Raw genomic sequence first — 26579 nt, 5'->3', positions numbered from 1 at the left:
TCACCACTTATCCCCCCATGCAAACCGAACCCACCGAATTCAACGGAACCCCCTGCCTCCGCCTCCACGCCGACGGCGCCACCGCCCTCGTCGCCCTGCACGGCGCGCACGTGCTCTCGTGGATCCCCGCCGACGGCCGCGAACGCCTGTTCCTGAGCGAACGCGCCAATTACGGCGAAGGCGCCTCGATCCGCGGCGGCGTGCCGGTGATCTTTCCGCAGTTCGGCGAGCGCGGCCCGCACGGCCGCCACGGCTTCGCCCGCAGCCAGCCGTGGCAGTTCGACGGCATCGCCGATGGCCGCGCCGTGTTCGCGCTCCACGCCAACGCCCGCACCGCGCACTGGCCGCACGCGTTCACCGCGCGCCTGTGCATCGCCCTGTCGGCGTCGCGGCTGGAACTCACCCTGGACGTCGACAACCCCGACACCACCGACTTCGCCTTCACCGCCGCCCTGCACACCTACCTGCGCGTGCACGACCTCGCCGACGTCGCGCTGGAAGGCCTGCAGGGTTGCGACTACGAAGACAGCGCCGCCGGCGGCGTGCTGCGCCGCGAACACAACTTCGACGTGCGTTTCGACGGCGAAGTCGACCGCATCTACAACGACGTGGTCGCGCCCCTGACGCTGCGCGACGGCGCGCACACCACCGCGATCGAACAGGACGGCTTCAGCGACACCGTGGTGTGGAACCCCGGCGCGACCCTGGCCGCCACGCTGCGCGATCTCGCGCCCGTCGACCACCAACGCTTCGTCTGCGTGGAAGCCGGACAGGTGCTGCAGCCGGTCGTGCTGGCGCCGGGCGAACGCTGGTCGGGAACGCAGCGCCTGGGCTGAGCGGCGGCGCAATCGCACCGCCTTAACGGCCCGGGGCAAGAATGCGCGTGCCGGCCGTGCGGACGCGTTGCGTCGCCCGCGCCCGGCGCTCCAGGGGACCGCCATGCCGGAGGTGTTCCGATGAAAGCGTCCATCCTGTTCTGCCTGTGCCTGCTGCCGGGCCCGTTGTGGGCCGCCGAACCGCAAGCCGATCCCGCCAATGCCCCCATGACCCACGCGATGGTGCGTGCCGCGTCCATCCAATGGGGTGCTGCGCCGCCGGCGCTGCCGCCTGGCGCGCAGGCGGTGGTGCTGTCGGGCGATCCCGGCAAGCCCGGCGCATTCGCGATCCGCCTGAAGGCACCGCCGGGCTACCGCGTGCCGCGCCACTGGCACCCTACCGACGAGCAGGTAACCGTGCTCGAAGGCGACTTCACCCTGTCGATGGGCGATGCCGCGGACGCGCACGCGGCCGACCTCGTGCCGGGCGACTACGTGCTGCTGCCGAAGCAGATGCTGCACGAAGCCAGTACCCGCAACGGCGGCGTCGTGCAGATCAACAGCACCGGGCCGTTCGAGATCAACTACATCAATCCGGCGGACGATCCGCGCAAGCAGGCCGCGCCGAAGGCGGCCGGCAGCAAGCGCTGATCGGCGGAGCGGCAATGCGGATCGGGCCGACTACTACAGCCGCAGCTGGCTCTCGAAGCGGCGCTCGACCCCACTGAGCGGATCGACGAAGGCCAACGCCCGCGCCAGCAACTGCAACGGCCGCGAATAGTCGTCAGCGGCCGCCGCCACCAGCTGCGGATACAGGCGATCGTTGCGGATCGGCGCGCCCAGCGTCGCCATGTGCACGCGCAGCTGGTGCTTGCGCCCGGTGACCGGTTCCAGCGCGTAACGCCACGCATCGCCCATGCGCTCGATGACCTCGATGCGCGTCTCGCTGTTGGCCACGCCGTCGACCTCGCGCATGCGGAAGAACGGTTCGCCCACTTCCAGCCGCGATGCATGCACCAGCGGAAACGCCTGCCCCGGCAACGCGGGCGCGATCGCCTCGTAGCGCTTGTGGATGCGGCGCTCGCGGAACAGCGCCTGGTACGCCGCGCGCGTGGCGGGATCGGCCGAGAACAGCACCAGCCCGGCGGTGTCGCGATCGATGCGATGCACCGGCACCAAGTCCGGATTCCCCAACCGCTGCACCAGCCGCGCCAGCAAGGTCTCGCGCACATGCCCGCCGGCCGGCGTCACCGGCAGGAAGTGCGGCTTGTCCGCCACCACCAGATGCGCGTCGACATGCAGCAGCGTTTCCTGGAACGGAATCGCCGCCTCGTCCGCGACCTCGCGGAAGTAGCGGATCTCCGCGCCCAACCGGTACGGCGCATCGACCGCGAGCGGCGCACCGTTCGCATCCAGCACCATCCCGCGCGCGAAGCGGTCCAGCCACACCTCGCGCGGGATCAAGGGGAAGCGCGCGCACAGGCAATCGAGCACGGTGTGCCAGGGGCCCGGCGGGAGTTGCAGGCGGCTGGCGGCCAGCCCATTCGCGTCACGCATCGGCCTCGACAACCGTGGTTCTGTGCCCACACCCTACCGCACCCCGCGACGGGCTTCGTCGGGCGGCGGCAGGTCGGGAAAGATGGGAGGTGCGACGGATTCTCCATCAGGCGGGCCGCTCGCTGCGGCCCGCCCGGCCGGCATGCCGTATCCGGTCTTACAGCGACTCCTTGATCGTCACGGTCGCGCCGTTGTTCTGCACCGAGGCGATGCCGGCATCGCGCGAGTCCGCCGATGCGTACATCTGGCTGGTGCCGATGACCTGGTGGTTGGCGGCCTTGAGCGTGAAGTAGGCCTTGCCGTTGCTGGCTTCCTTCTTCTCGTAGCGCGCCGCGTCCGCTGCGTTCTTCTGTACCGAGGCAATGCCGTTGCGGGCCGCATCCAGCGACTTGTACAGCTCGCTGTTGAGGATGATTTCCGAATTGCCCGCCTTCAGCACGAAGCGGAACTGCCCGTCCGAACTCTTGCTCAGTTCATACCAACCAGCCATGCGTATCTCCTGGGTCCTGCGTGGAAGAGATGGGGTGCCGCGCCGCCTGCACGTGTTCAGCGCGATCACTCGCGCGTGAAGGCATCGACGCCGGGCCAAGCATACGGATGGGTGTCTGCATCGCGTGAAGATGCCGCGACCGGGCACGACCGACGTGCGCACCCGACCTGCCGACGCCATCGCTGGGTATCCGTCGGCGCAACACATCGGTGTCCGAAAGCGGCAGGTAATGCCAGGGCACATCTGCGAAGCTGGCCCATCCCGAAGCTGCCGAGGCCAACATGCCCAACGCCGACCACGCCGCCCACTTCCGCCGCCTGCACGCGCAGGGCGTGCTGCGCATCGCCAACGCCTGGGACGCGGGCAGCGCGCGGCTGATCGAGAGCCTCGGCGCGCCGGCCATCGCGACCACCAGCGCCGGCGTCGCCTGGAGCCGCGGTTACGCCGACGGTGACCAGCTGCCCGTCGAACAACTGTTCGCCGTCGCCGCCGAGATCGCGCGCGTCGTACGCGTGCCGCTGAGCATGGACGTGGAAGGCGGCTATTCGGACGATCCCGACACCGTCGCCGGCCACGTGGTGCGGCTGGCCGAACTCGGCGTGGTCGGCATCAACCTGGAAGACGGCGCCGCCGCACCGGACCTGCTGTGTGCCAAGATCGCGCGCATCAAGCAGGCCCTGGCCGCGCGCGGGCTCGACGTCTACATCAACGCGCGCACCGACGTGTACCTGCGCGGGCTGGCGCCGCCGGAACGCCGCGTCGAAGCCGTGCTCGAACGCGCCGCGCAGTACCGCGACGCCGGCACCGATGGCCTGTTCGTGCCGGGCGTGACCGAAGCCGGTGCGATCCGCGCCATCGCCGCCGGCACGCCGCTACCGCTCAACGTGATGCTGCGCCCCTCGCTGCCGCCGCTGGACGAACTCGAAGCGCTGGGCGTGCGCCGCCTGAGTGCCGGCTCCGACCTGGCCGAGGCGGTGTTCGCCCACGTGGGCCGACTTGCCGGCGCATTCCTGCAGGACGGCCGCGCGGCGGATGCACCGCGCGCGAGTTACGGAGAGATCAACGCGCTATTTGGAACGCGATAGCTGGCAGCTCGCAGGAATGGGTTGGGTGAAACGAAACCCGTCATCCAGATCGCGTGCATTGATGGGTATCGCCTTCGGCTCAACCCACCCTACGTGCTTCCAGCGGATTTGAACTGGTTTGCATAGTTCGTCAACTCGACCCTGATCTGCTCCGCACCCGGAGACAGATGGGCCTCTCGGTGACAGTTGGGACACAGCGCAACGCACGTGTGCAGGCGGTCGCTCTTCTCGACGCCCATGATGTGGTGCACGTCCATGAAACCCGGGAAGTCGCGCGACGCGCCACAACGTTCGCACTTGCCGTTGGCTCTGGCCCTGACAGCATCACGCACGCGCGGGTCGCGCTTGACTGCCGAGCGAATCATCTTGATCCGCTCTCCCCCATCGCTACCGATATCCCCCGTCACGCCCGGGCAGTCGTCGAAGGTGTCGTCCGCGGCCTCGGCGCCGATCCCGCCAGCGTCGCCACGCATGAGGTCGATCACGCCGGGCCAAGTCCACAGCACTCTGGGAACCGCGTGTGCGGCCGCCGTCCGATCATCCTGCAGCCATATCGTTGGGCTGTGCCCATTTGCTGCATGGTTCTTGCGGATTCGACCCATCAGGCCCTGCCCGATCAGTTGATTGCTGACCTGGTACTGCCCGTGCCAGATCGGCGCAACCGCATCAATCGGAACCAGAGCTGCGTGGGTTGTCTTGTTCTGATCCCGCTGGAACAGCAACAAATGCGTCACACCCTGCTGTTTGTTGCGGCGCGTGATGTCGTCCATCGTCGCCGCCCAACCAGCCTCAAGGCGTCGCGCCCGAAGCTGAGCGGCCGAGTACAGGTGTTCACGTGGGTTACGACCATCCCTGCGCCAACACAGCCTGACCTTGATCGAAGCCAGGCTGCCATCCGGAAGCCGGGCGGAAACGGTTTGCGAAACCGCAGTTCCCGTCTTGACGCGCCGATCCTCGATCACCTGCAGTCCACGAGAGGACAAGAACGGAGCGACTTCGTCGCGGGCCACTTCTTCAAAGCGCAGGCTGTCCTCTCCCCTAAAGGGCCGCTTGGCCATTCCCGTCCCCCTCAAGTTCACTCATGTTCTTGTGCCAAGCCCGCGGCACTTCGCCGTCAGGCCGGAATGTCCGGATAGCGAACTGCCAGCGCATCGCGGATCAGGTTGCGCGTGGTCGCGTCGATGGCCTGGATGTCCTTGGCCATGAAGTTGGCGCCGCCGCCCATCGGCGAGAAGACCTTCACCGCGGCGTTGCGCCATGTGTCGTCGCCCTGCTCGATGAGCCACCCCGGCAGGGCCAGTGCGGGAATCACCGGCACATCGCGCCCCAACGCTTCGCGCAATACCTTCGCCAGCCACTGCGCCTGCCGCCGTGCCTGCTCCAGTGCGTTCTTCTCCGCGAAGTCCGGGAAGCGCAGCAGTGCACCGTCGAAGACGACGCGATAGGCGTCGCCCGCGCCGGTCTGCTTCGGCTTACGGAACGACTTGGTTTCCACCGCGTACACACCGCGTGGCGCGATCACCACGTGGTCGATGTTGAAGCCCTCGCCGGGCAGGTCGTGCATCACCGTGCAGCCCTGCGCGACCAGGCGATTGAGCTGCATGCCAGTGACACGTTCGGCCAGCAGGCCGTCGCGGGCACGCTCGCGGGCCCTGAACGCACGCACGTAGCCGAACAGCCCGTACCCAAACAGCGCCAGCGCCCCGAGCAGGAAGATCGTCTCCACCGATCCCCACACCACCGTATCCAGGCGGAAGCGTGTGCCGACCCAGCCCAGGAACATCAGCGGCAACGCCATGTACATCAGCATCACCGCCAACAGCAGGTCGGTTTCGTGGTCCGACACGCGCTCGACCAGTTCCTGCCCCGGCAGCTTGCCGACCTTGCGTCCCGCCAGCGGCGAGCGCCGGCTCATGCGCCGGTTCAGGGCCTTGTAGGCCAGGGCGAAGGTCAGGGCGAGCCCGGCGGACAGCGCGAACGGCGCGAGGCCGATCAGTCCCGACCACCACTTCATGCGTTGTCGCTCCGCGGCGCGCGGACCTTCTTGGGTTTGACCGCGGGCAGCAGTGAGGTGAGGGCCTGGTAGCGCTCGAACAGGAAGGCGACGCGCTCGGCATCGGTGCCGAGCTTGGGAGTCTTGCGCCCGCCGGCCTTCTCGGCGGCGAGGTAGGCCGCGTCCACCGCGCGATCCAGTGCCTGGTGCGCCTTCACCAGCGCGGGCGGCATGGTCAGCGGATCGTAGAGGTCGGCCAGCGTGCTGCCAGGGAACTTCGCGCGGGCGTCGAGGACGCCCTGCGCGGCAGTCTCGATAGCGGAGTGGTGCTTGGCGTCGGCGAGTTCGGGCCAGGGGAAGTTGTTGTAGACGATGCCGGCAGAGTAGCGATATCGGCTCTCGAGGCGACCGCAAACCGACCGAATCCACGACATGTGCATTTGTGAATGCAACACCCCGAAATGAAAAAGAGTCGCGTCAGCAAGCACGTAGATCTGGTTAGACGCGACCGTCTCTGGCCGCAAAAACGCCATCGGAATGTATAGGCGCTTCTCGGAAGACACGGTTGGAATGGCTACATAGCTTGTCGTCGGTTGCCGGTTCTCTGCGAACAGAGTTGGCGTTGCGGCGAGCTTCTTAGTTGTCTCTCGCTCACTTCGGGAGCGCCAAGTACGAACCTTTTCTACGCGCTCTAGTACGACAGGGGCAGCCTTGATGGCAGTCGGGTCTGCTCCAAGCAACCAGAGGCACCACCTTGCCTCTGAATGCAACAACTCCTGCCCGCCAATGAATGGATGCAGCCAGCCCTCCGCTTGCGGACTACTTGCGAGAATCTGAGCTCTTTCGGATGCATCTAACGTGTAGTTGCCATCGTCGAGCGCAAAGCTACCGTAATTCATCGAAGGCGCTGTCGAAATTGGAGATGATCTGTTTGGTAGCGCGACAAATGGCCCATCCACTAGATACGGATTGATCTCCGTAGCGCGCATGAAATTCGGTTCACCATTAACGTCACCGTAATCGGCAAGCTGAGGCGCCGGCTCCCGATCAAGTCCAAAACCAATGATCACGCAATGCACCGCCGCCTTTCCACGAGCCTCGCTGCTCCATCGGAAAGTTCGGTGAGCAAACTGGATTTGGATCCCCTTCGCATGGAGAAGCGGCCATAGAACTCCGACCTGCTCTCCTTGAGTTATCGAATTCGTTGATACGAAGGCGCATCGAATGCTCGTAGAACTAATGAAATCAGCCGCCTTCTGGTACCACGCAGCAACGAAATCGAGGACACCGGCACCTTTAGTTCCATAAAACACAACTGCCATGTCTGCTTTCTGTTGTGTGTTCTGCTCCTTTTTTCCAACAAAAGGCGGATTGCCGAGGATGAAACTCAAATCCTTTGCTCGCACAACATCGTTCCAGTCGATGCGCAATGCATTCCCATGCACGATCACTGCGGACTTCTTTAATGGCAGGCGAACCACGTTCTCGCCGAACTGCTCGGCCACGCGCAAGTTCATCTGGTGGTCCATCAGCCACATCGCCACCTGGGCGATCTGCGCGGGGAATTCCTCGATCTCAATGCCATGGAACTGGTCCACGTCAACCAGCACATGGTCGCTGACGTGCGCCAGCAGCGATTGCTGGGTGGCGAACTGGCGCGTGAGGACTTCCAGCTCCAACTGGCGCAGTTCGCGGTAGGCGATGACCAGGAAGTTGCCGCAGCCGCAGGCCGGGTCGAGGAATTTCAGCGTCGCCAGGTTCTTGTGCAGCTGTGCCAGCTTCTTCTCGTCATTGCCGGCCTTGTCCAGCTCGGCCTTCAGCCCGTCGAGGAACAGCGGCCCGATCAGCTTGAGGATGTTCTTCTCGCTGGTGTAGTGCGCACCGAGGTTGCGCCGCGCCTTGCTGTCCATCACCGACTGGAACATCGAGCCGAAGATCGCCGGGCTGATCCGGCTCCAGTCCAGTGCGGAGGCGTCCAGCAGCTGCTGACGCATTGTCGCGTCGAACGCGGCCAATGGTAGCGGCTCCTCGAACAGCTTGCCGTTGACGTAGGGGAATTCGGCCAGTTGCGCGTCCAGCGTCTTCTGGCGCTTGTCCTGTGCGGTATTGAGCACCTGGAACAGCTGCGCCAGCCACAGGCCGAGGTCGGCGCCGTCAACGGACGTGCGCTGCACGACCAGCTCGTGGAAGGCGTGGCGCTGGAAGATGCCGGTGTCGTCGGCGAACAGGCAGAACAGCAGCCGCACCAGCAGCACTTCCAGCGCGTGACCATCGAAGCCCGCCGCCTTGAGTGCGTCATGCAGCTTGCCCATGCGCTCGGCGGCCTGGATGTTGACCGGGTCTTCCTCCTTGAAGCTGCGCGCCTGATAGCCGGCGATGAAGCCGAAGCGGCGGATGTGCCTGTGCAACTCGCCGATGGGAAACTCGACCGGCGGTTCGTCGCTGTCGAGGTCGTAGAGGCGGAAGCGGGCGAAGTCGGAGACCAGCAGGTACTTCGGAAGCTCGGCGTCGCTGAGGCCGTGGAAATAATCGCGAGCCTGGCCGTGGGCGCGGTCGAGGTCCTTGCCGCGCGACTTGTGTTCGATCAGCAATACGCCTTTCCACAACAGGTCGATGAAGCCGTCTTTTCCGTCAACCTTCTTCACCCGCTTCTCGAACGCGGCGACGCGTCGGCGCGAAACTCCGAACACATCGAAGAAGGCATCCCAGAACGACTTGGCCTCGGCGTCCTCGCTGGCTTCATCCTTCCATTCGCGTGAGAACCTGAGCGCGCGGTCCTTGATCTCGTTCCAACTCAGCGGCACGCCGCATCCCCCGGTGTATGTGTGCAGCGCGAGGATACGACAGGGGACGCGGCGGACGCAGGATCAAAGGTAATGAGGTAGCTGCTTGAGGAAGGCCACGACGTGTGCCGCCTGGTAGTCGTGTTCGTCCAAGCCGCGCTTGCGCCAGAGCTCGAACACCGCACGCTCGTGCGGCGTGGGTGGACGGCCACCGGCGCCGGAACCGCAGGTCGGCGTGGCCAGCGTCATGTGCAGATCGGGCGTGCTGATGGAAACCCGCACGCAGACCACCAGACCGTCGCGGCGACGGCCGTCGATCTGCTGGATGATCCACTGCGGGTCCGCAGCGGCGAGCGGGCGCGTTTCGGCGTTGATGCCAACGGTGATGGTGCTCATGACGGGAAGGCTCCGGATGGCTGGGGCTACAGGAATAGCCGCACCCGGTCGCGGGGGCTGCGACCAGCCCGTCTGCAGCTTCATCGGTCCCTATCGGCAAGTGGACGTCCGGCTACCCCGGGGTCGTACCCGGCCTGTCTCCCGGCAGGCCCGGCCCTATCCCCCATGGATACGCGGCATCCGGGCTGCGAGTGCCGTACCTGGGTCCGACGAGTGGCACGCGCTTACCGCGAGAGTGGCCGACGTATCCCCGGCGAGTGACCCATATGTACCGGGAGGGTGACCCGCACCTCCCCGGCGAGCGAGCGGCGCGTACCGGGAGAGTGGCGCGCATCTACGCGTCGGGTAGCCGCGGTAGCCGGAAGCGATAGACTCCCGGTGCCCGCCAAGATGGCCGGCATCGGACGTTCAACCAAGACATGGAGTTAAAGGAATGAGTCAAAACCTCGCTTCGACCCACCTCGACGACGCCCAATGGGCGGGTATCGACCAGCACCTCGATACGCTGGAAGCAGCGCTCGAACCGATCCTCGTGGCGATCAATGGCAACGGCCAGCGCCGCCGCCTCGCCAAGATGGGCGACGGCTCGGAGGCGTTCTGCCGCAAGGCGTACGACGCGATGCACGCCAACCGTGCGCTGTTACCGCCGGCCGTGGACGTGGACGAGATGGGCCGCGACCTGCGCAGCCACGACGCGCTCAACGCGCGCATGACCCGGGTGGTGCGCCTGCTGGAGAAGATGCGCGACACCGACACGGCGCTGGGCAGCGACGTGATGGTCGCCGCGCTGGCTGGTTATCACCTGTTGAAGTTCAGCAAGGGCGAAGGCCTCGAAGCGCTCAACCGCGAGATGGGCAAGCGGTTCGAGGGCAATGGTCAGCGCAATGAGGTCGAAGCGCCAGCGGCGTAAGGCTTCGGCGGTTCGTTCAATGGAAAGGCCCCGCATGGCGGGGCCTTTTTTTTGGCTCAGGATTAAGAGCAACAGCAAGGGCGCCCCTCATCCGGCGCTGCGCGCCACCTTCTCCCCGCGGTGCGGGGAGAAGGGTACGGGTGGGGAGAAGGGTACGGGTGGGGAGAAGGGTGCGTGCGGGGAGAAGGGAACTGCGCGGTGCGGGAGCAGGAGCGCGGGGTTACAGGATGTACCGGCTCAGGTCCGGGTCCTTCACCAGCTCGTTGAGGTGGGCGTCGACGTAGCTGCGGTCGATGGCGACGGCGGTGCCGTCGCGGTCGGGGGCTTCGAAGCTGAGGACGTCCAGCAGGCGTTCGAGCACGGTGTGCAGGCGGCGGGCGCCGATGTTTTCCTGGCGCTCGTTCACCGTGGCGGCGATCTCGGCGAGGCGGTCGATGGCGTCGGCGGTGAACGCCAGCGCCACGCCTTCGGTCTTCAGCAGTTCGATGTACTGGGTAATCAGCGCGGCCTTGGGTTCGGTGAGGATGCGGACGAAGTCGTCCTTGCTCAGCGCGCCCAGTTCGACCCGGATCGGGAAGCGGCCCTGCAGTTCGGGGATCAGGTCGCTGGGCTTGGCGAGGTGGAACGCGCCGGAAGCAATGAACAGGATGTGGTCGGTCTTCACCGAGCCGTACTTGGTGCTGACGGTCGAGCCTTCCACCAGCGGCAGCAGGTCGCGCTGCACGCCTTCGCGGCTGACGTCGCCGCCGATGGTGCCGGCGTCGCTGCGCTTGGCGACCTTGTCGATCTCGTCGATGAAGACGATGCCGTGCTGTTCGCAGGCTTCGATCGCGGCGTCGCGCACGTCGTCCTCGTTGACCAGCTTGCCGGCTTCCTCTTCGATCAGCTGGCTGCGCGCGGCCTTGATCGTCAGCTTCTTCTTGTGGGTCTTGCCGCCGGCGACCTGCGAGAACATCTGCCGCAACTGCTGGCCCATCTCCTCCATGCCGGGCGGCGCCATGATGTCGACGCCGACGTTCACGGCGAAATCGAGTTCGATCTCGCGGTCGTCGAGTTCACCGGCGCGCAGCTGCTTGCGCAGCTTGGCGCGGGTCTTGTCGTCGGCTTCGGATTCGGGCGGCGGCTCTTCCTTCTGCACGCCCTCGGGATCGCCCTGGAAACCGAACAGCGTCACCGCGCGGCGCGGCAGCAGCGCTTCGAGGATGCGGTCCTCGGCGTTCTCCTCGGCCTGGGTGCGCACGCGCTGCTTGGCCTGCTCGCGGTACATCTTCATCGCGGTGTCGGCGAGGTCGCGCACGATCTGCTCGACGTCCTTGCCGACGTAGCCGACCTCGGTGAAGCGGGTGGCTTCGACCTTCACGAACGGCGCGTTGGCGAGCGTGGCCAGGCGCCGCGCGATCTCGGTCTTGCCGACGCCGGTGGGGCCGATCATCAGGATGTTCTTGGGCATGACCTCGTCGCGCAGCTCCGGGTCGAGCTGCATGCGGCGCCAGCGGTTGCGCAGGGCGATGGCGACGGCGCGCTTGGCGGCGTGCTGGCCGACGATGTGCTGGTCGAGCTCCTGCACGATCTCGCGCGGGGTCATGGTGGCGGAGGTGTTCACGGACTTCTTCATTGCAGTTCTTCCACCACGATGTTGCGGTTGGTGTAGATGCAGATGTCGCCGGCGATGTTGAGCGCTTCGGTGGCGATGGTCCTGGCGTCGAGCTGCGTGTGCGCGGCGAGTGCGCGCGCGGCCGACAGCGCGTAGGAACCGCCGGAGCCGATGGCGACGATGCCGTCTTCGGCCTCGATCACGTCGCCGGTGCCGCCGACGATCAGCGAGGTTTCGCGGTCGGCGACGATCAGCAGCGCTTCGAGCTTGCCGAGGCGGCGCTCGGTGCGCCATTCCTTCGCCAGTTCCACCGCGGCGCGGGTGAGCTGGCCGTATTTCTCGAGCTTGGCTTCGAACAGTTCGAACAGGGTGAAGGCGTCGGCGGCGGCGCCGGCGAAACCGGCGAGCACCTGGCCGTCGCGGCCGAGGCGGCGCACCTTGCGCGCGTTCGACTTCATCACCGTGTGGCCGAGCGTCACCTGGCCGTCGCCGGCGACGGCGACGTGGCCGTTGCGGCGCACGGACACGATGGTCGTGGCGTGGAAGACATCGGGATTGCGGCTGGGGTCCATGGGGATCTCCGTGGGGTCCCACGAAGTTGGGGGTGGGCGCGCGGGGGTTCAAGCGGTCCGAAAGTCATGCGTGGCGCGGCCTTCACGCCCCCTCACCCTGCGTTGCTTCGCAACGCTGTCCCTCTCCCCGCAAGCGGGGCGAGGGGTCGGGGGGCGCCGCACGCGGAGGATCACGTGAAATCGGAAGGAAGTTCCTCTTCTCCCCGCGTGCGGGGAGAAGATGCCCGAAGGGCAGATGAGGGGCGCTGTTGCTGTTGCCTCTATGCAACGTCCGTAGGGTGGGATAACCGACGCCTACTTTTTCCGCTTCGCGCGCGGATGCGCGGCGTCGTACACCTTGGCCAGGTGCTGGTAGTCCAGGTGCGTGTAGATCTGGGTGGTGGCGATGTCGGCGTGGCCGAGCAGTTCCTGCACGCCGCGCAGGTCGCCGGAGGATTCCAGGATGTGGCTGGCGAAGGAATGCCGCAACAGGTGCGGGTGCACGCGCTTGAACAGGCCTTGCTGCTGCGCAAGCTGGCGCACGCGCAGCTGGATCGCGCGCGGGGTGATCGGGCCGTTGCGGCCGGGGAACACTGGTGCGTCCTGCGCGGCGCCGGTGGACGCGCGCCAGTCGTGCAGGGCCGCGCGCGCGTGCGAGCCCAGCGGCACGCTGCGCTGCTTGCGGCCCTTGCCGAGCACGGTGACGAGACCCTCGAGGAGATCGAGGTCGCGCCAGCGCAGCGCGCACAGTTCGCTCAGGCGCAGGCCGGAGGAATAGAACAGCTCCAGCAGCGCGCGGTCGCGCAGGCCCAGCGGTGCGTCGGTGGGCACTTCGACCAGCGCCTTGGCCTCGTCGGGATCGAGCACCTGCGGCAGCTTGCGCGGTGCCTTGGGCGCGCGGATGGCAGCGGCGGGATTGGCGGCGATGCGGCCGTGCTTCAGCAGCCAGGTGTAGAAGCTGCGGCAGGCGGAGAGGCGGCGCTGGATGCTCTTGGGCGATTGCGCGCGGCGGTGTTCGTCGGCGGCGAAGGCGCGCAGCTGTTCGGCGTGCAGGCCCACGATGTCGCCGTGGCCGCGCTCGGCGGCCCAGGCGGCGACGGCGCTGAGGTCACGGCGGTAGGCGTCGAGCGTGTGCACCGACATCTGCCGTTCGACGGCGAGGTAGGCGAGGAAGTCGTCGATGGCGGAGGACATCGGGATTGCTCGTCATCCCGGCGAAAGCCGGGATCCACCTTGCGGTTGCTGGTGACTTCGCAGCGGGAACGCAACGGCAAAGTCAAAATGGATCCCGGCTTTCGCCGGGATGACGGCAGAAGCGGGTCTAGGCGACGAACGCATAGCGCTTCAGCGCCACGCCCAGCGCCTCGCCCATCATGCGCAGGAACAGCGTGCCCATGCCGGGGAAGAAGCGGTTGGGATCGCGGCTGCCGATGGCGACCAGGCCGACGCCGGCGATCGGCAGCAGCGCGCTGGACTGCACCTCTTCCGCGCGCATGCCGTACAGCAGCGCGTGCTTCTCCGGCTGCAGGCGGCCGCACAGCGGTTCGCCGGCGGCGATGAAATCGCGGAACGGGTGCAGGCGCGCGTCGTCGCTGGCGATGTGCTGCAGCCAGTCGGCGTCTTCCAGGCCCGCGACCGGGGCGTAGGTGACGATGCGCACGAGGTCGCCGTTGAAGTCCTCGGCCAGCGTCGCGGCCATCGCGCGCAGGGTGTCGGCGGCGTTGCCCTGCTTGAGCAGCGCGAGGGTGAGCTGGTGCGTGCGCACGGCGAGGCGTTCGTTTTCCTGCGCGTTGCCGAACAGGTCCTGCAGGCGGCGCGCGAGTTCGCGGTTCTTGTCGCGCAGGACTTCGAGCTGGTAGCTCGCCAGCGAGGCCGCCGGGCCTTCGTCGCGCGGCACGACCAGGCTCAGCGCCAGGTCGGGGAACTGCTTGAGGAACTGCGGATGCCGGCGCAACCACGCGGCGACTTCATGCGCGCTCAGCTTTTCCTGCACATCGCTCATGCCAACCCTGCTCCTGTCTGGAATGTTCCTTCGAACACGAATGCGGCCGGACCGGCCATGGTGACCGCGGCATCGTCGCGCGGCCATGCGATCTGCAATTCGCCGCCGGGCAAGGCGACGGTGACCTCGCGCGCGATGCGGCCGCGCTGCATCAGCACCACGGCCGCGGCGCAGGCACCGCTGCCGCAGGCCAGGGTCTCGCCGGCGCCGCGTTCGTACACGCGCAGGCGCACGCGTTCGCGCGATTCGACCTGGACGAAACCGATGTTGGCGCTGTCGGGGAACGCGGGCAGCGATTGCAGCAACGGGCCGGTGGTTTGCACCGGCGCGGTGGCGACGTCGGCGACTTCGATCACCGCGTGCGGGTTGCCCATCGACACGGCGCCGAAGGTGTACGTGCTGCCGTCGTGCGCGAGCGCGTATTCGCCCTGCGCGGCCGTGTAGCCCTGCAGCGGCACGTCGGCCGGAGCGAAGCGCGGCACGCCCATGGCGATGCGGAAGCGGCCGTCGGCGAGGCGCTCGACGTGGTGGGTGTCGACCGGGCTGTCGACGTCGAAGCGGTCGCCGCGCGCGGCGCCGTCGCGCAGCAGCCACGCGGCGACGCAGCGCGCGCCGTTGCCGCACTGGCGGGCGAGCGAGCCGTCGGAATTCCAGATGCGGTAGCTGGCCACTGCGCCCGCGCTGCGCGGCGCTTCGATGGTGAGGATCTGGTCGCAGCCGACGCCGGTGTGGCGGTCGCCGAGCGCGCGGCACAACGCCGGATCGAGCGGATGCGCGTCGCCGCGCAGGTCGATGACGACGAAGTCGTTGCCGGCGCCGTGCATCTTGCTGAAGCGCAGCGTGCGCCCGGCGCGGGTGGACGGCGCGACGGGCGAGGACACGGCTTCAGCCATGGTCGCCATGGTCCGGCAGGGGCGGCGGTACGTCGGTCGGCGGCGCTTCGGCGGGCGGCGTGGCCGGGACGGGCGTGCCGGTTTCGACCGGCGTCGCGGTGGGCTCGGCGTTGGGTTCGGCCGGCACGGGCTCGGTGACGGCCGGCTCGGTAACGGTCGGTTCGGCGACGTCCGATTCCGCCGGCTGCACGGCGTCGGCCGGCGGCGACGGCAGCATCAGCGGGCCCTTGTTGCCGCAACCGGCCAGGGCGGCCAGGGCGACGGCGATGACGAGAAGACGGGGGATGCGGTTCATGCGGGGAGTGTAGCGCGTGGTCATGGCGCGGTCGGCACCGTGGCGGGCCGCAGCGTTCAGCGTCGTCGCGCGGCGCCGCGATGCGGCGATGGCCGGCTCAGCGCGGCTCCGGTCGCCGCCACAGCCACGCGGCGACGGCGGCCATGATCGCGGTGCCGGTCGCGGCCATCCACCATTTCGGCGCGGTCAGGAACATCACCAGCGCGCACGCGGCCATCATCCCGCTGGCCAGGCGCTTGGCGCGGCGGCTGACCGCGCCCTGCGCCTCCCAGTCGCGGATCAGCGGGCCGAACTGGCGGTGCGCCAGCAGCCGCTCGCGCAGCCGCTGCGAACCGCGCGCGGCGGCGTAGGCCGCAAGCAGGACGAAGGGCACGGTCGGCAGGCCCGGCACCACGATGCCGATGAGGCCGAGGGCGAGGCTGGCGTAGGCGAGGAGCCACCAGAGCCGCGCCGCGATCACTTTCCGCAGCCGCTGAGTCCGTGCCGCCGCAGCGGCCTGCGCCGCAGGCACGCCCATTCCATCGCGGTCATGGCTGCGGCGAGGCATGCAGGACCGGGGCTACTTGCCCGAATCGACGCCCAGCTGGTCGAGCATGAACGCATACATCTCCGCACGTTCCTTGTAGCTGCGGAAGCGGCCCGACTTGCCGCCGTGGCCCGCGTCCATGTTGGTGCGGAACACCACGGTGTGGCTGGAGGTGTCGAGGTCGCGCAGCTTGGCCACGTACTTGGCCGGCTCGAAGTACTGCACCTGCGAATCCCACAGACCGGTGCCGACGAACATCGCCGGGTAGGCCTGCGCGCTCAGGTTGTCGTAGGGCGAGTACGACAGCATGTAGTCGTAGTAGTCCTTCTTCTCCGGGTTGCCCCACTCGTCGTATTCGTTGGTGGTGAGCGGGATCGACGCGTCGAGCATGGTGGTGACCACGTCGACGAAGGGCACCTGGGTCAGGATCACGCGGTAGCGGTCGGGCGCCATGTTGCTGATCGCGCCCATCAGCAGGCCGCCGGCGCTGCCGCCGTGCGCGGCGACGCGGTCCTTGGCGGCGTAGCCTTCCTTGACCAGGAAGTCGGTGACGTCGATGAAGTCGGTGAAGGTGTTCTTCTTGTGGAACAGCTTGCCGTTGTCGTACCAGGCGCGGCCCATTTCCTCGCCGCCGCGGATGTGCGCGATGGCGTAGACCATGCCGCGGTCGAGCAGGCTGACCACGGTGTTGCTGAAGCCCGGGTCCATCGACGCGCCGTAGCTGCCGTAGCCGTACTGCAGCAGCGCGGCGGTGCCGTCCTTCCTGAAGCCCTTCTTGTAGACCAGCGACACCGGCACCCTGGTGCCGTCGCGCGCGGTCGCCCACAGGCGTTCGGTCGTGTACTGCGCGGGGTCGTAGCCCGGCACCGGGTCGCGCTTGAGCAGGCGGCGCTCGCCGGTCCGGGTGTTGAGCTCGTAAGTGGTGTTCGGCGTGGTCATCGAGGTGTAGCTGTAGCGCAGCCACGGCGTGTCCGGCTCGGGATTGACCGACAGGCCCATCGAATACGCGGGCTCGTCGGCCTTCACGTTTTCCGATTTGCCATCAACGCCGAGCACGCGCACGCGCTCGAGGCCGTCGGCGCGCTCGGCAATCGCGGTGAAGCCGTCGAACAGTTCGAAGCCGTCGATGTAGACGTCGTCGCGCGCCGGGATCCAGTCCTGCCAGTCCTTGCGCGAGGTCGACGCGGTCGGTGCGGTGACCAGCTTGAAGTTCTTCGCCGGCTTGCCGTCGGCGCCGGGCGCGTTGGTGCGGATGACCCAGCGGCCGCCGTGGTGGTCGGCGTCGTATTCGACGTCGCGCTGGCGCGGCGCGAGCACGGTGAACTTGGCCGGATCGGCGGCCGGTGCGCAGCGCAGTTCGTCGGAGACGGTGCTGCTCACGCCGATGCAGATGAACCGGTCGTCGCGCGTGCGCGAGACGCCCATGTAGAAGCTGTCGTCCTTCTCCTCGTACACCAGCACGTCGGCGGACGCCGGCGTGCCGAGCACGTGCTTCTTCACGCGCACGGTGAGCAGGGTTTCCGGGTCGTTCTCGACGTAGAACAGGGTCTTGTTGTCGTCGGCCCAGACCAGGTTGGGCGAAACGCCGGTGACGGTATCGGCGTAGACCTCGCCGGTGGCGAGGTTCTTGAAGCGGATCGTGTACTGGCGGCGGCCGACGGCGTCGTCGGCCCAGGCCAGGATGGTGTTGTCCTGGCTCACCTCGTAGTCGCCGACGCTGAAGTAATCCTTGCCGGCAGCCATCGCGTTGACGTCGAGCAGCACCTGCTCGGCGGCGAAGTCGGCGGCGGCGTTGGCCTGCTGGATCGAGCCGGCATCGACGCCGCTGCCGTCCTTGCGGCGCGCGTACACCGGGTAGTCCTTGCCGGTCTCGAAGCGCGAGTAGTACCACCAGCCGCGCTCGCGCGCCGGCACCGAGGCGTCGTCCTGCTTGATGCGCGCGACGATCTCGCCGTAGAGCTTGTCCTGCAGCGGCCGCAACGGCTGCATCACCGCGTCGGCGTAGGCGTTCTCGGCGTTGAGGTAGGCCAGCATCTCCGGGTTCTGGCGGGTGTCGTCGCGCAGCCAGTAGTAGTCGTCATTGCGGGTGGCGCCGTGCGGCGCCTTCACCGCGTGCGGCTTCTTCGCCGCGTCGGGCGGGCTGGGGAGATCGGCGGCGAATACGGGGGTGGTGGTCATCAGCAGCGTGGCCAGCAGGATGGATGGCTTCATGGATGGGGTCCCGGGTGACGGTGCGCAATGGGGACTCGCTCATCCCCGATAAAAAGCGGCAGAACCGTAGCCCGGGTAAGCGCAGCGCACCCGGGGCCGGTCGCGGTGACCCGGGTGCGGCCTGTGGCCTTACCCGGGCTACGTCGTCTTACTTCAGCTTTTCCCACAGGAACGTGTAGGCCAGCGCGTTCATGTGCGCGGCCTGCGCGTTGTTGGCCGCGCCGCCGTGGCCGCCTTCGATGTTCTCGTAGTAGGTCACGTCCTTGCCGGCCTCGAGCATCTTCGCTGCCATCTTGCGGGCATGGCCCGGGTGCACGCGGTCGTCCTTGGTCGAGGTCATGAAGATCACCGGCGGGTAGGTCTTCTTGGCATCGAACAGGTGGTACGGCGAGAAGGTCTGGATGAATTCCCAGTCGGTGGTGTCCGGATCGCCGTACTCGGCCATCCACGACGCACCCGCAAGCAGGTGGCTGTAGCGCTTCATGTCGAGCAGCGGCACCTGCACGACGACGGCGCCGAACAGCTCCGGGTACTGGGTCAGCATGTTGCCGGTGAGCAGGCCGCCGTTGCTGCCGCCCTGCACGCCCAGGTGCCTGGTCGAGGTGATCTTGTTGGCGATCAGGTCCTGCGCGACCGCGGCGAAGTCTTCATAGGCCTTGTGGCGGTTGGCCTTGAGCGCGGCCTGGTGCCAGCGCGGGCCGTATTCGCCGCCGCCGCGGATGTTGGCGACCACGTACACGCCGCCCTTCTCCAGCCAGCCCTTGCCGACGCCGCCGGAATAACCCGGGGTCAGCGAGACCTCGAAACCGCCGTAGCCGTACAGCAGCGTCGGCGCGCTGCCGTCGAGCTTGAGGTTCTTCGGCTTGACCAGGAAGTACGGGACCTTGGTGCCGTCCTTGCTGGTGGCGAAGTGCTGCTCGACCACGTTGCGGGTGGCGTCGAAGAAGACCGGATTGGTCTTCAACACTTCCGGCTGCTTGCCTAGCTGCGCGATCGCCAGCGTGGTCGGGGTGAGGTAGTCGGTGGTGGTCAGCCACACCGCGTCGCCTTCGTCGGCGTCGACCGGGCTGACGCCGACGGTGCCGATCGTGGGCGCACCCACGAACGCCTCGCGCTTCCATTCGCCGACACCTGGCGTGAGCACGCTGATGCGGTTCTTGACGTCTTCCAGCACGTTGAGGACCAGGCGGTTCTGCGTCCACGCGTACGACGACAGCGAGGTGCGCTGCGTCGGCGCGAACAGCGTGGTGAACTCGCGCTTGCCGGCCATGAAGTCGTCGAACTTCGTGGCGATCAGGCTGCCGGAGGCGTAGGTCTTGCCGCCGGCTTCATAGGCGTCGCGCAGTTCCAGCAGCAGCCACTGCTTGTGCACCGACTTGTTGGCGGAGTTCGGCGCGTCGACCTTGGCGAGCTTGCCGTCCTTGCCGCGCAGGTACAGCTCGTCGTTGTAGAAGGCGAGCGTGCGGCTGACGAAGTCGCGCTCGAAGCCGACGGTGTCGTCGTGGTAGGCGGCGATGTACATGTCCTGCGCCTGGCCTTCGTACACGGTGGCCGCGCTGTCCAGCGGCGTGCCGCGCTTCCATTCTTTGACGATGCGCGGGTAACCCGACGGCGTCATCGAACCGGCACCGAAGTCGGTGTAGACGTAGACGCGGTCCTGGTCGATCCAGCTCAGGCCGCCCTTGGCCTCGGGACGGTAGAAGCCGTCCTGCACCCAGGTCTTGCTGGCGAGGTCGAATTCGCGGGTGACGTCGGCATCGGAACCGCCGCGCGACAGCGCGACCAAGCAGCGCTCGTACGCCGGCTTCAGGCATTGCGCGCCGTGCCACACCCACTTCTCGTTCTCGGCGGCGTTGAGCGCGTCGAGGTCGAGCACGGTCTCCCACGCAGGTGAAGCCTTGCGGTACTCGGCCAGCGTGGTGCGGCGCCACAGGCCGCGCTGGTGCTGCGCGTCCTTCCAGAAGTTGTAGTAGTACGCGCCGATCTTCTCGACGCCGGGAATCTTGGCAGTGGAATCGAGGATCGCGCGGATGTCGCCTTCCAGCTGCTTGAACTGCGGCGTCGCGGCGAGCGCGGCTTCCGACTTGGCGTTCTGGGCACGGACCCAATCGAGCGACTGGCTGGCGTCGACGGCTTCGAGCCAGGCAAACGGGTCGGCGGGGTCTTTCATCTTCGGAGCGTCCTCGGCGTGGGCGGCACCCACGGTCGCGGCCAGGCTGGCGGTCAGGAGCACGGACAGGGCCGCGCTTTTGGCGGCCTTGCGGGCCTTGGGCGTTGGGAGCATGGGCATGCGGCGGGTCTGGTGGAAAGGCCCGAACGCTAGCACAGGGGTCCCGGCGCGACGCCGTGTCCTAGGTCATGGCGCGCGGCGACACGCCTGACGCGGCAAGGAGTCCCGGCGCGTCGCCGCGCCTGAGCGCTGCGCAGTGCCGCGGGGCTTCAGGCCGCCCGCGGCAGCGCGCGGCGCGGGGTGCTGCGGATCCACCGCCGCGCCTGCGGACCGGACCGGCGCGCGCGGCGTTCGGCCGCCCGGTTCGGTGCCGCCCGCCCGGGCAGCGGGAACCCGCGCAGCGCCCACCACGCCACCGCCGGCATGACCAGCAGCCACAGCGGCAACCAGCCCAGGGTGGCGCTGAAGCCACGCGCGCCCGGCAGCAGCACGACCAGGGTGAGACCGATGGCGAGGACGTAGCGAAGCGCGGCTTCGAGGCGCGGCTGGAATTCGTCGTGGACGGCGGTGTCGGTGTGGCGCATGGCGCGGGCTCCCTGTGTGTGGAGCCAGCCTCGCGCGGCGGCATCTCAGGGGCTGCGACGGGTTCAACGAGGCCGATGACCGGTGTAGCCCGGGTAAGCGCAGCGCACCCGGGTGCTTTTCGTAACGCGGCGGGATTCAACCCCGGATGCGGCCTGGGCCTTACCCGGCTACGTGAGGCGAACGGGCACGGCGCGCCTCAGCGCTCGTAGTTGCTCAACGCCAACGCATGCAGCGTGCGCGCCTGTTCGCGCAGGGATGCGGGTTCGACCACTTCGGCCTCGCTGCCGTAGTGCATCACGTCCATCAGCAGTTCGCGGCCGGCGCTGTAGGGCACCTTCAGTTCGTAGCGGCCGTCGGACAGGTAGCGGCCCTGCTGCTGCGAATGCCAGTGCTCGTCGGCGACCCAGCGCGCGGCCTTGGCGCTGAACACGATGGTCGCCCAGCCCTTGGGCGTGCCGGAGAAGATGCCGTAGCTGGAGGCCAGGTGGCGGTCGAGTTCCTCGTCGGCGACGTCGTGCACGGCGGTTTCCAGCAGCTTCGCGCCGCTGATGCGGTCGACCGAGAAGCTGCGCAACGCGTCGCGGTCGTGGTCCCAGGCATCCAGGTACCAGTTGTCGCGGTAATGGGTCAGCCGCTGCGGCGAGACGGTGCGGCGCGTGCGCTCGTCGGTGGAGCGCGCGCGGTATTCGAAGCTGAGCGGCTTGCGGTCGAGCACCGCGGTGGCGACGACGCGGAACGCGGTCTCGTCGAGCTTGCGGGTGCGGTGCGGGACCACGCGCACGCGTTCGACCGGCAGGCGGCGGCCGCCGGCGTGTTCGTCCAGCAGCTTCTCGATGCGTTGCTGCAACGGCGCCAGCGCGTTCGACAGCACGCCGCCGCCGCTGCGCACCAGCAGCTGTTGCGCGGCGAGCAGGGCGTGCAGTTCTTCCGAGCTCAGCCACAGGCCCGGCAGCTCGAAGCGCTGCGCCTCCTTGTGGTCGTACTGGAAGCCGGCCTCGCCGTTGCCGATCACCGGCGCCATCAGGTAATCGCGCAGGTAGGCGAGGTCGCGATAGACCGTCGCCCGCGAGCACTCCAGGTCTTCCTGCAGGCGCTGCACGGTCACCGGATAGCGCGCGGCGCTGAGGATGCGGTGCAGGGCGTGGATGCGTTCGATGCGTTCCATGTCGGAGTGCCGGGAGCGTGCGGGGAGGTGGCGACGGCGCGCGAGACTCAGGCCGGCCGCGTGCAAGTATGGCAAACACCAGCGGCGTGCGTATGGCAGCGCCATTCCCTTCCCTCTCCCCGTCGACGGGAGAGATGCCGCGAAGGGGCGGTGAGGGGGCGAGCGTAGCGAGTGCTTATGTTGTTGCTGCTAGAGAGGCAGCGGGAGCAAAACAGCTCGCTACGCTCGCCCCCTCATCTGCCCTGCGGGCATCTTCTCCCCGCGAGCGGGGAGAAGACGGCTGCCATTGGCATACGGCGGGGCTCAATACGGCGGGCTTGAGCCCGCCCTACAATGCGCGGCATGCACGCGCCTGCCGAACCCGTGATCGACTACTCGCCCTCGCCCGGGGACGAGGTCAAGACCACCACCTGCTACATGTGCGCCTGCCGCTGCGGCATCAAGGTGTGGCTGGCCGACGGCAAGGTGCGTTACATCCAGGGCAATCCCGCGCACCCGGTCAACAAGGGCGTGCTGTGCGCGAAAGGCTCGGCCGGGATCATGCAGCACTACTCGCCGGCGCGGCTGGACAAGCCGCTGCTGCGCGTGGGCGAGCGCGGCAAGGCCGAGTTCAAGGAAATCGAATGGGACGAGGCGCTGGCGATCGCGACCTCGTGGCTGGCGCCGATCCGCGAACGCAATCCCGACGAACTCGCCTTCTTCACCGGCCGCGACCAGTCGCAGGCGCTGACCGGCTGGTGGGCGCAGCAGTTCGGCACGATCAACTACGCCGCGCACGGCGGCTTCTGCTCGGTGAACATGGCCGCGGGCGGGCTGTACACGCTGGGCGGTTCGTTCTGGGAGTTCGGCGAGCCCGATTGGGAGCACGCCAGATACCTGATGATGTGGGGCGTGGCCGAAGACCACGATTCCAACCCGATCAAGCTCGGCCTGGGCAAGCTCAAGGGCCACGGCGCCAAGATCGTCGCGGTGAACCCGGTGCGCACCGGCTACGGCGCGATCGCCGACGAATGGATCGGCATCCGCCCCGGCACCGACGGCCTGTTCGCGTTCGCACTGATCCATGAACTGCTCAAGGCCGACCGTGTCGACCTCGATTACCTGGTGCGTTACACCAACGCGCACTGGCTGGTGGTGCAGGACCCGCAGGGCGAAGACGACGGCATGTTCGCGCGCGATGCCGAGGGCAGGCCGCAGTGCTTCGACAAGCGCACGAATGCGCCGGCGGACGCGGATTCCATCGACGTGTCGCCCGCCGTCGTCGGCGAAGTCGCCCTGGCCGACGGCCGCCGCGCCGTGCCGGTGTTCCACCTGGTGGTCGAGCGCTACCTCGATCCGCGGTATTCGCCGGATGCGGTGAGCGAACGCTGCGGCATTCCCGCCGACACCATCCGCCGCATCGCGCGCGAACTGGCCGAGGCGGCATTCGACAACGAGATCCGCCTGCCGGTGCGCTGGACCGATGCGCACGGCCGCGTGCACGAGGAAATGATCGGCCGCCCGGTGGCGATGCACGCGATGCGCGGCATCAGCGCGCACAGCAACGGCTTCCACACCTGCCGCGCGCTGCACCTGCTGCAACTGCTGCTGGGCGCGGTGGATACGCCGGGCTCGTTCCGCTACCAGCCGCCGTTCCCCAAGCCGATCGCGCCGCCGAACCGTCCCGGCAAGGCGCGCCAGGCCAACGGCGTGCTCGATGCCGCGCCGCTGGGCTTCGTGCACGCACCGGAAGACCTCGTCGTCGACGCCGACGGCAACCCGCGCCGCATCGACCACGCCTATTCGTGGGCCTATCCGCTGTCCGCGCACGGGATGATGCACGGCGTGATCCGCAACGCGTGGGCGGGCGATCCCTACCGGATCGACACGCTGATGATGTTCATGGCGAACATGAGCTGGAACTCGTCGATGAACACGCGCGAGACCATCGCGATGCTCACCGACAAGGACGCGGCTGGCGAGTACAAGATCCCGCGCATCATCTACGCCGATGCCTATGCGAGCGAGATGGTCGCCTACGCCGACCTGGTGCTGCCGGACACGACCTACCTCGAACGCTTCGACGCGATCTCGCTGCTGGACCGGCCGATCTCCGACGCCGACGCGGCGATCGACGCGATCCGCCATCCGGTGCTGGAGGCGGCGGATCAACGCGAAGGGCGCGACGTGCGCGGCTTCCAGAGCGTGCTGATCGACCTGGGTGCGCGCCTGGGCCTGCCCGGCCTGTGCAACGAGGACGGTTCACCGAAGTACCGCGACTACGCCGACTACATCCAGCGCCACGAGCGCGCGCCGGGTGTCGGCCTGCTCGCCGGCTGGCGCGGCGAGGACGGTTCGCTCGAAGCCAAGGGCGCGCCCAATCCCGGGCAGCTGCAGCGCTATATCGAGAACAACGGTTTCTGGCGCAGCGAGATCCCTGAGGACGCGCGCTATTACAAGATGGCCAACCGCGGCTATCTCGAATGGGCGCAGCGCATGGGCTTCCTCGCCGGCACCGCGCCGATCACCCTGCAGCTGTATTCGGAGACGCTGCAGAAGTTCCGCCGCGCCGCGCGCGGCTTCGGTGACCGGCAGCCACCGGCGCAGCACCGCGAACGCGTGGCGACCTACTTCGATCCGCTGCCGATCTGGTACGAGCCCTTCGAATACGCGCAGACCGGAGCCGAGGCGAACCCGGTTACCGGCGCGGATCATCGAAGCGACTCCCGTTCGGCACCAGCTCCCCCGCTCCCGCCTGCGGGAGAGGGCCGGGGCGAGGGCCGGCCGGCGGAGGACCATCCCTTCCCGCTCAGCGCGATCACCCAGCGGCCGATGTTCATGTACCACGCCTGGGGTTCGCAGAACGCCTGGCTGCGGCAGATCGCCACGCGCAACTACCTGTACCTGCATCCGGCGACGGGCGCCAAGTACGGCCTCGATGACGAGGACTGGATCAACGTGACTTCGCACCAGGGCACGATCACCGTGCAGGCGAAGTTCGCCGCCAACGTGCAGCCCGACACGGTGTGGACGTGGAACGCGATCGGCAAGCGGCGCGGCGCATGGCGGCTGGGCAAGGACGCGCCGGAAGGCCAGAAGGGCTTCCTGCTCAACCACCTGATCAGCGACATCACCCCGCGCGGCGATTACTTCAACGCCGACCCGGTCACCGGGCAGGCCGCGTGGTTCGACCTGCGCGTGCGCATCACCAAGGCCGAAGACCCGGCGCAGCAGAGCGCGCCGCAGTTCGCCGCGCTCAACATGGGCGCAGCCGACGACCGCCCGCTGCGCTACGGCGCCGGCTTCCGCGCGAAACGCGCGGAAGCGGAAAACCAGCGCGATCGCGCGAAACGCGCGGAAGCCGAAAACCAGCACGATCGCGCGGCGCGCGCGGAAGCGGCCCGCAACAAGAAGGAATCCGCATGAACGCCCGCAAGTACGCCGGCTACACCTGCGTCGCGCTCGGCTTCGCCCTGATCGTGCTGCTGGGCTATGGCGTGATCGATCCGATCGGCGGCCTGCCGGCGCACGCGGCGTCGATGCGCGACGTGCTGATCGGGTTGATGCCCAGCGTGCTGCTGGCCGTGGGGGCCTTCGCCATCGGCCTGCTCCTGCTCCGGGGGCCGAAGAAGTGACCGCGCTGCCGCCGCCGTCGACGAAGAAACTCGGCCTAGTGATCGACCTCGACATCTGCGTGGGTTGCCACGCCTGCGCGGTCGGCTGCAAGGAATGGAACGCCGGCGGCTTCGCCGCGCCGCTCACCGACGAGCAGCCCTACGGCAAGGATCCCAGCGGCGTGTGGTTCAACCGCGTGCACAGCTACGAGGTCGCCGCGACCGACTTCGCCACGCCGGCGCATGATCCCGGCGCGCACCAGGCGCTGAACTTCACCCAGAGCACCTCGGCCACGGCCTGCAGTTCCAATGCCCCGCTGGCGCAGCAGCTGGCCGCGCAGCCGGCGATGACCCTGCACTTCCCGCGCTCGTGCCTGCATTGCGAGACGCCCGCGTGCGTGACCGTGTGCCCGACCGGTGCCAGCTACAAGCGTGCGGAGGACGGCATCGTCCTGGTCGACGAGGACAAGTGCATCGGCTGCAAGCTGTGCTCGTGGGCTTGCCCGTACGGCGCGCGCGAGTACTCGCACGTCGAAGGCGTGATGAAGAAATGCACGCTGTGCATCGACCGCATCTACAACGAGCAGTTGCCGGAAGCCGAACGCGAACCGGCGTGCGTGCAGGTCTGTCCGACCCGCGCGCGCCACTTCGGCGACCTCGGCGATCCCGACTCGAAGGTGTCGCGGCTGGTGGCCGAGCGCGGCGGCGTCGCGCTGATGCCGGAACTCGGCTACGCGCCGGTCAACCGCTACCTGCCGCCGCGACCACGGCGCGCGGGCCAGGGCGTCGATGTGGCGAATGCCGGTGAACCCGGCGGAGAAGCGCTCGACACCGCGGCGCTCCCGCCGGTCCTGCGCTGGCTCGATCGCGTGCTGTCGCGATGAGCGCGCGTCGCCACGGCCATCGTCTTCACCCGCACCGTGCCGAGCAGATCGGCGTCCACCTGACCGGCTGAGTCGTCCGCC

At 68.0% G+C, this 26579-nt stretch carries 24 protein-coding genes; 7 read left to right on the top strand and 17 right to left on the bottom strand.

Annotation, left to right across the window (positions count from 1 at the left end; all coding sequences use genetic code 11):
* Nucleotides 1-17 precede the first annotated feature (17 nt).
* Together H8B22_RS09115 and H8B22_RS09110 are read left to right on the top strand one after the other, a co-directional pair.
* The gene (locus H8B22_RS09115) at nucleotides 18-836 is read left to right on the top strand and encodes a D-hexose-6-phosphate mutarotase (protein WP_187711126.1); all 819 of its coding nucleotides are present in this window, start codon (nucleotides 18-20) and stop codon (nucleotides 834-836) included.
* Nucleotides 837-956: 120 nt separating this feature from the next.
* On the top strand, nucleotides 957-1466 hold the full coding sequence (locus H8B22_RS09110) for a cupin domain-containing protein (RefSeq protein WP_187711125.1): 510 nt from the start codon (nucleotides 957-959) through the stop codon (nucleotides 1464-1466).
* Nucleotides 1467-1499: 33 nt separating this feature from the next.
* Here the strand turns inward: H8B22_RS09110 and H8B22_RS09105 are convergent, their stop codons facing one another.
* Both H8B22_RS09105 and H8B22_RS09100 read right to left on the bottom strand, forming a co-directional pair.
* Nucleotides 1500-2372, bottom strand: coding sequence for an RluA family pseudouridine synthase (locus H8B22_RS09105; protein WP_187711124.1), 873 nt, complete (start codon nucleotides 2370-2372; stop codon nucleotides 1500-1502).
* A gap of 157 nt (nucleotides 2373-2529) precedes the next feature.
* Complete coding sequence (locus H8B22_RS09100; protein WP_187711123.1) at nucleotides 2530-2862, bottom strand: YegP family protein; 333 nt, start codon at nucleotides 2860-2862, stop codon at nucleotides 2530-2532.
* A gap of 281 nt (nucleotides 2863-3143) precedes the next feature.
* On the opposite strand from H8B22_RS09100, the gene H8B22_RS09095 reads away from it, so the two are divergent.
* Entirely contained in the window at nucleotides 3144-3947 is an 804-nt protein-coding gene (locus tag H8B22_RS09095) for an isocitrate lyase/PEP mutase family protein (protein ID WP_187711122.1), read from the top strand.
* An 89-nt stretch (nucleotides 3948-4036) separates the two neighbouring features.
* Here the strand turns inward: H8B22_RS09095 and H8B22_RS09090 are convergent, their stop codons facing one another.
* From H8B22_RS09090 to H8B22_RS09075, 4 genes are all read right to left on the bottom strand, one after another.
* Nucleotides 4037-5005, bottom strand: a complete 969-nt coding sequence (locus tag H8B22_RS09090; protein ID WP_187711121.1) for an HNH endonuclease — start codon at nucleotides 5003-5005, stop codon at nucleotides 4037-4039.
* Between the two features lie 56 nt (nucleotides 5006-5061).
* Complete coding sequence (locus H8B22_RS09085; protein WP_187711120.1) at nucleotides 5062-5961, bottom strand: nuclease-related domain-containing protein; 900 nt, start codon at nucleotides 5959-5961, stop codon at nucleotides 5062-5064.
* Entirely contained in the window at nucleotides 5958-8744 is a 2787-nt protein-coding gene (locus tag H8B22_RS09080; RefSeq protein ID WP_187711119.1) for a class I SAM-dependent DNA methyltransferase, read from the bottom strand. The genes H8B22_RS09085 and H8B22_RS09080 overlap by 4 nt, the downstream gene beginning before the upstream one ends.
* Before the next feature lie 63 nt (nucleotides 8745-8807).
* Complete coding sequence (locus H8B22_RS09075) at nucleotides 8808-9119, bottom strand: hypothetical protein (protein ID WP_187711118.1); 312 nt, start codon at nucleotides 9117-9119, stop codon at nucleotides 8808-8810.
* Nucleotides 9120-9552: 433 nt separating this feature from the next.
* Here H8B22_RS09075 and H8B22_RS09070 point away from each other — a divergent pair, with 433 nt between their 5' ends.
* On the top strand, nucleotides 9553-10029 hold the full coding sequence (locus H8B22_RS09070) for a hypothetical protein (RefSeq protein WP_187711117.1): 477 nt from the start codon (nucleotides 9553-9555) through the stop codon (nucleotides 10027-10029).
* Between the two features lie 220 nt (nucleotides 10030-10249).
* Here H8B22_RS09070 and hslU read toward each other — a convergent pair whose 3' ends face one another.
* The 11 genes from hslU to H8B22_RS09015 all read right to left on the bottom strand — a co-directional run bounded on the left by hslU (nucleotide 10250) and on the right by H8B22_RS09015 (nucleotide 22021).
* Nucleotides 10250-11644, bottom strand: coding sequence for an ATP-dependent protease ATPase subunit HslU (gene hslU, locus H8B22_RS09065; RefSeq protein WP_225876177.1), 1395 nt, complete (start codon nucleotides 11642-11644; stop codon nucleotides 10250-10252).
* Nucleotides 11641-12195: an ATP-dependent protease subunit HslV gene (gene hslV, locus H8B22_RS09060; RefSeq protein ID WP_187711116.1), complete on the bottom strand. Its 555-nt coding sequence runs from the start codon at nucleotides 12193-12195 to the stop codon at nucleotides 11641-11643. Before hslV ends, hslU begins: the two co-directional genes overlap by 4 nt.
* Before the next feature lie 294 nt (nucleotides 12196-12489).
* Nucleotides 12490-13368, bottom strand: a complete 879-nt coding sequence (gene xerC, locus H8B22_RS09055) for a tyrosine recombinase XerC (protein WP_187711115.1) — start codon at nucleotides 13366-13368, stop codon at nucleotides 12490-12492.
* Between the two features lie 127 nt (nucleotides 13369-13495).
* Nucleotides 13496-14176, bottom strand: coding sequence for a DUF484 family protein (locus H8B22_RS09050; RefSeq protein ID WP_187711114.1), 681 nt, complete (start codon nucleotides 14174-14176; stop codon nucleotides 13496-13498).
* Nucleotides 14173-15069, bottom strand: a complete 897-nt coding sequence (gene dapF / locus H8B22_RS09045; RefSeq protein WP_187711113.1) for a diaminopimelate epimerase — start codon at nucleotides 15067-15069, stop codon at nucleotides 14173-14175. The genes H8B22_RS09050 and dapF overlap by 4 nt, the downstream gene beginning before the upstream one ends.
* Entirely contained in the window at nucleotides 15062-15364 is a 303-nt protein-coding gene (gene lptM / locus H8B22_RS14935; protein WP_284690665.1) for an LPS translocon maturation chaperone LptM, read from the bottom strand. Before lptM ends, dapF begins: the two co-directional genes overlap by 8 nt.
* A gap of 97 nt (nucleotides 15365-15461) precedes the next feature.
* Nucleotides 15462-15824 carry a YbaN family protein gene (locus H8B22_RS09035; protein WP_225876176.1) on the bottom strand — a complete coding sequence of 121 codons (363 nt, stop codon included), beginning with the start codon at nucleotides 15822-15824 and terminating at the stop codon, nucleotides 15462-15464.
* Between the two features lie 99 nt (nucleotides 15825-15923).
* Entirely contained in the window at nucleotides 15924-18101 is a 2178-nt protein-coding gene (locus tag H8B22_RS09030; RefSeq protein ID WP_187711111.1) for a S9 family peptidase, read from the bottom strand.
* Between the two features lie 148 nt (nucleotides 18102-18249).
* Nucleotides 18250-20385, bottom strand: a complete 2136-nt coding sequence (locus H8B22_RS09025) for a prolyl oligopeptidase family serine peptidase (RefSeq protein ID WP_187713598.1) — start codon at nucleotides 20383-20385, stop codon at nucleotides 18250-18252.
* Nucleotides 20386-20540: 155 nt separating this feature from the next.
* Complete coding sequence (locus tag H8B22_RS09020; RefSeq protein ID WP_187711110.1) at nucleotides 20541-20855, bottom strand: hypothetical protein; 315 nt, start codon at nucleotides 20853-20855, stop codon at nucleotides 20541-20543.
* Nucleotides 20856-21052: 197 nt separating this feature from the next.
* The gene (locus H8B22_RS09015; protein ID WP_187711109.1) at nucleotides 21053-22021 is read right to left on the bottom strand and encodes a helix-turn-helix transcriptional regulator; all 969 of its coding nucleotides are present in this window, start codon (nucleotides 22019-22021) and stop codon (nucleotides 21053-21055) included.
* A gap of 342 nt (nucleotides 22022-22363) precedes the next feature.
* Between H8B22_RS09015 and H8B22_RS09010 the strand changes: the two genes are divergently transcribed.
* From H8B22_RS09010 to H8B22_RS08995, 3 genes are read left to right on the top strand one after another with little or no spacing between them, the layout of a single operon-like run.
* Entirely contained in the window at nucleotides 22364-25426 is a 3063-nt protein-coding gene (locus H8B22_RS09010) for a molybdopterin oxidoreductase family protein (protein WP_208456881.1), read from the top strand.
* Nucleotides 25423-25635, top strand: coding sequence for a hypothetical protein (locus H8B22_RS09000; protein WP_187711108.1), 213 nt, complete (start codon nucleotides 25423-25425; stop codon nucleotides 25633-25635). Before H8B22_RS09010 ends, H8B22_RS09000 begins: the two co-directional genes overlap by 4 nt.
* Nucleotides 25632-26498 carry a 4Fe-4S dicluster domain-containing protein gene (locus H8B22_RS08995; protein ID WP_187711107.1) on the top strand — a complete coding sequence of 289 codons (867 nt, stop codon included), beginning with the start codon at nucleotides 25632-25634 and terminating at the stop codon, nucleotides 26496-26498. The genes H8B22_RS09000 and H8B22_RS08995 overlap by 4 nt, the downstream gene beginning before the upstream one ends.
* The last annotated feature ends 81 nt before the right edge of the window (nucleotides 26499-26579 follow it).

The sequence above is a fragment of the Lysobacter terrestris genome (assembly GCF_014489475.1).
Taxonomy (GTDB): domain Bacteria; phylum Pseudomonadota; class Gammaproteobacteria; order Xanthomonadales; family Xanthomonadaceae; genus Agrilutibacter; species Agrilutibacter terrestris.
This window is presented reverse-complemented; position numbering and strand designations above follow the sequence as displayed.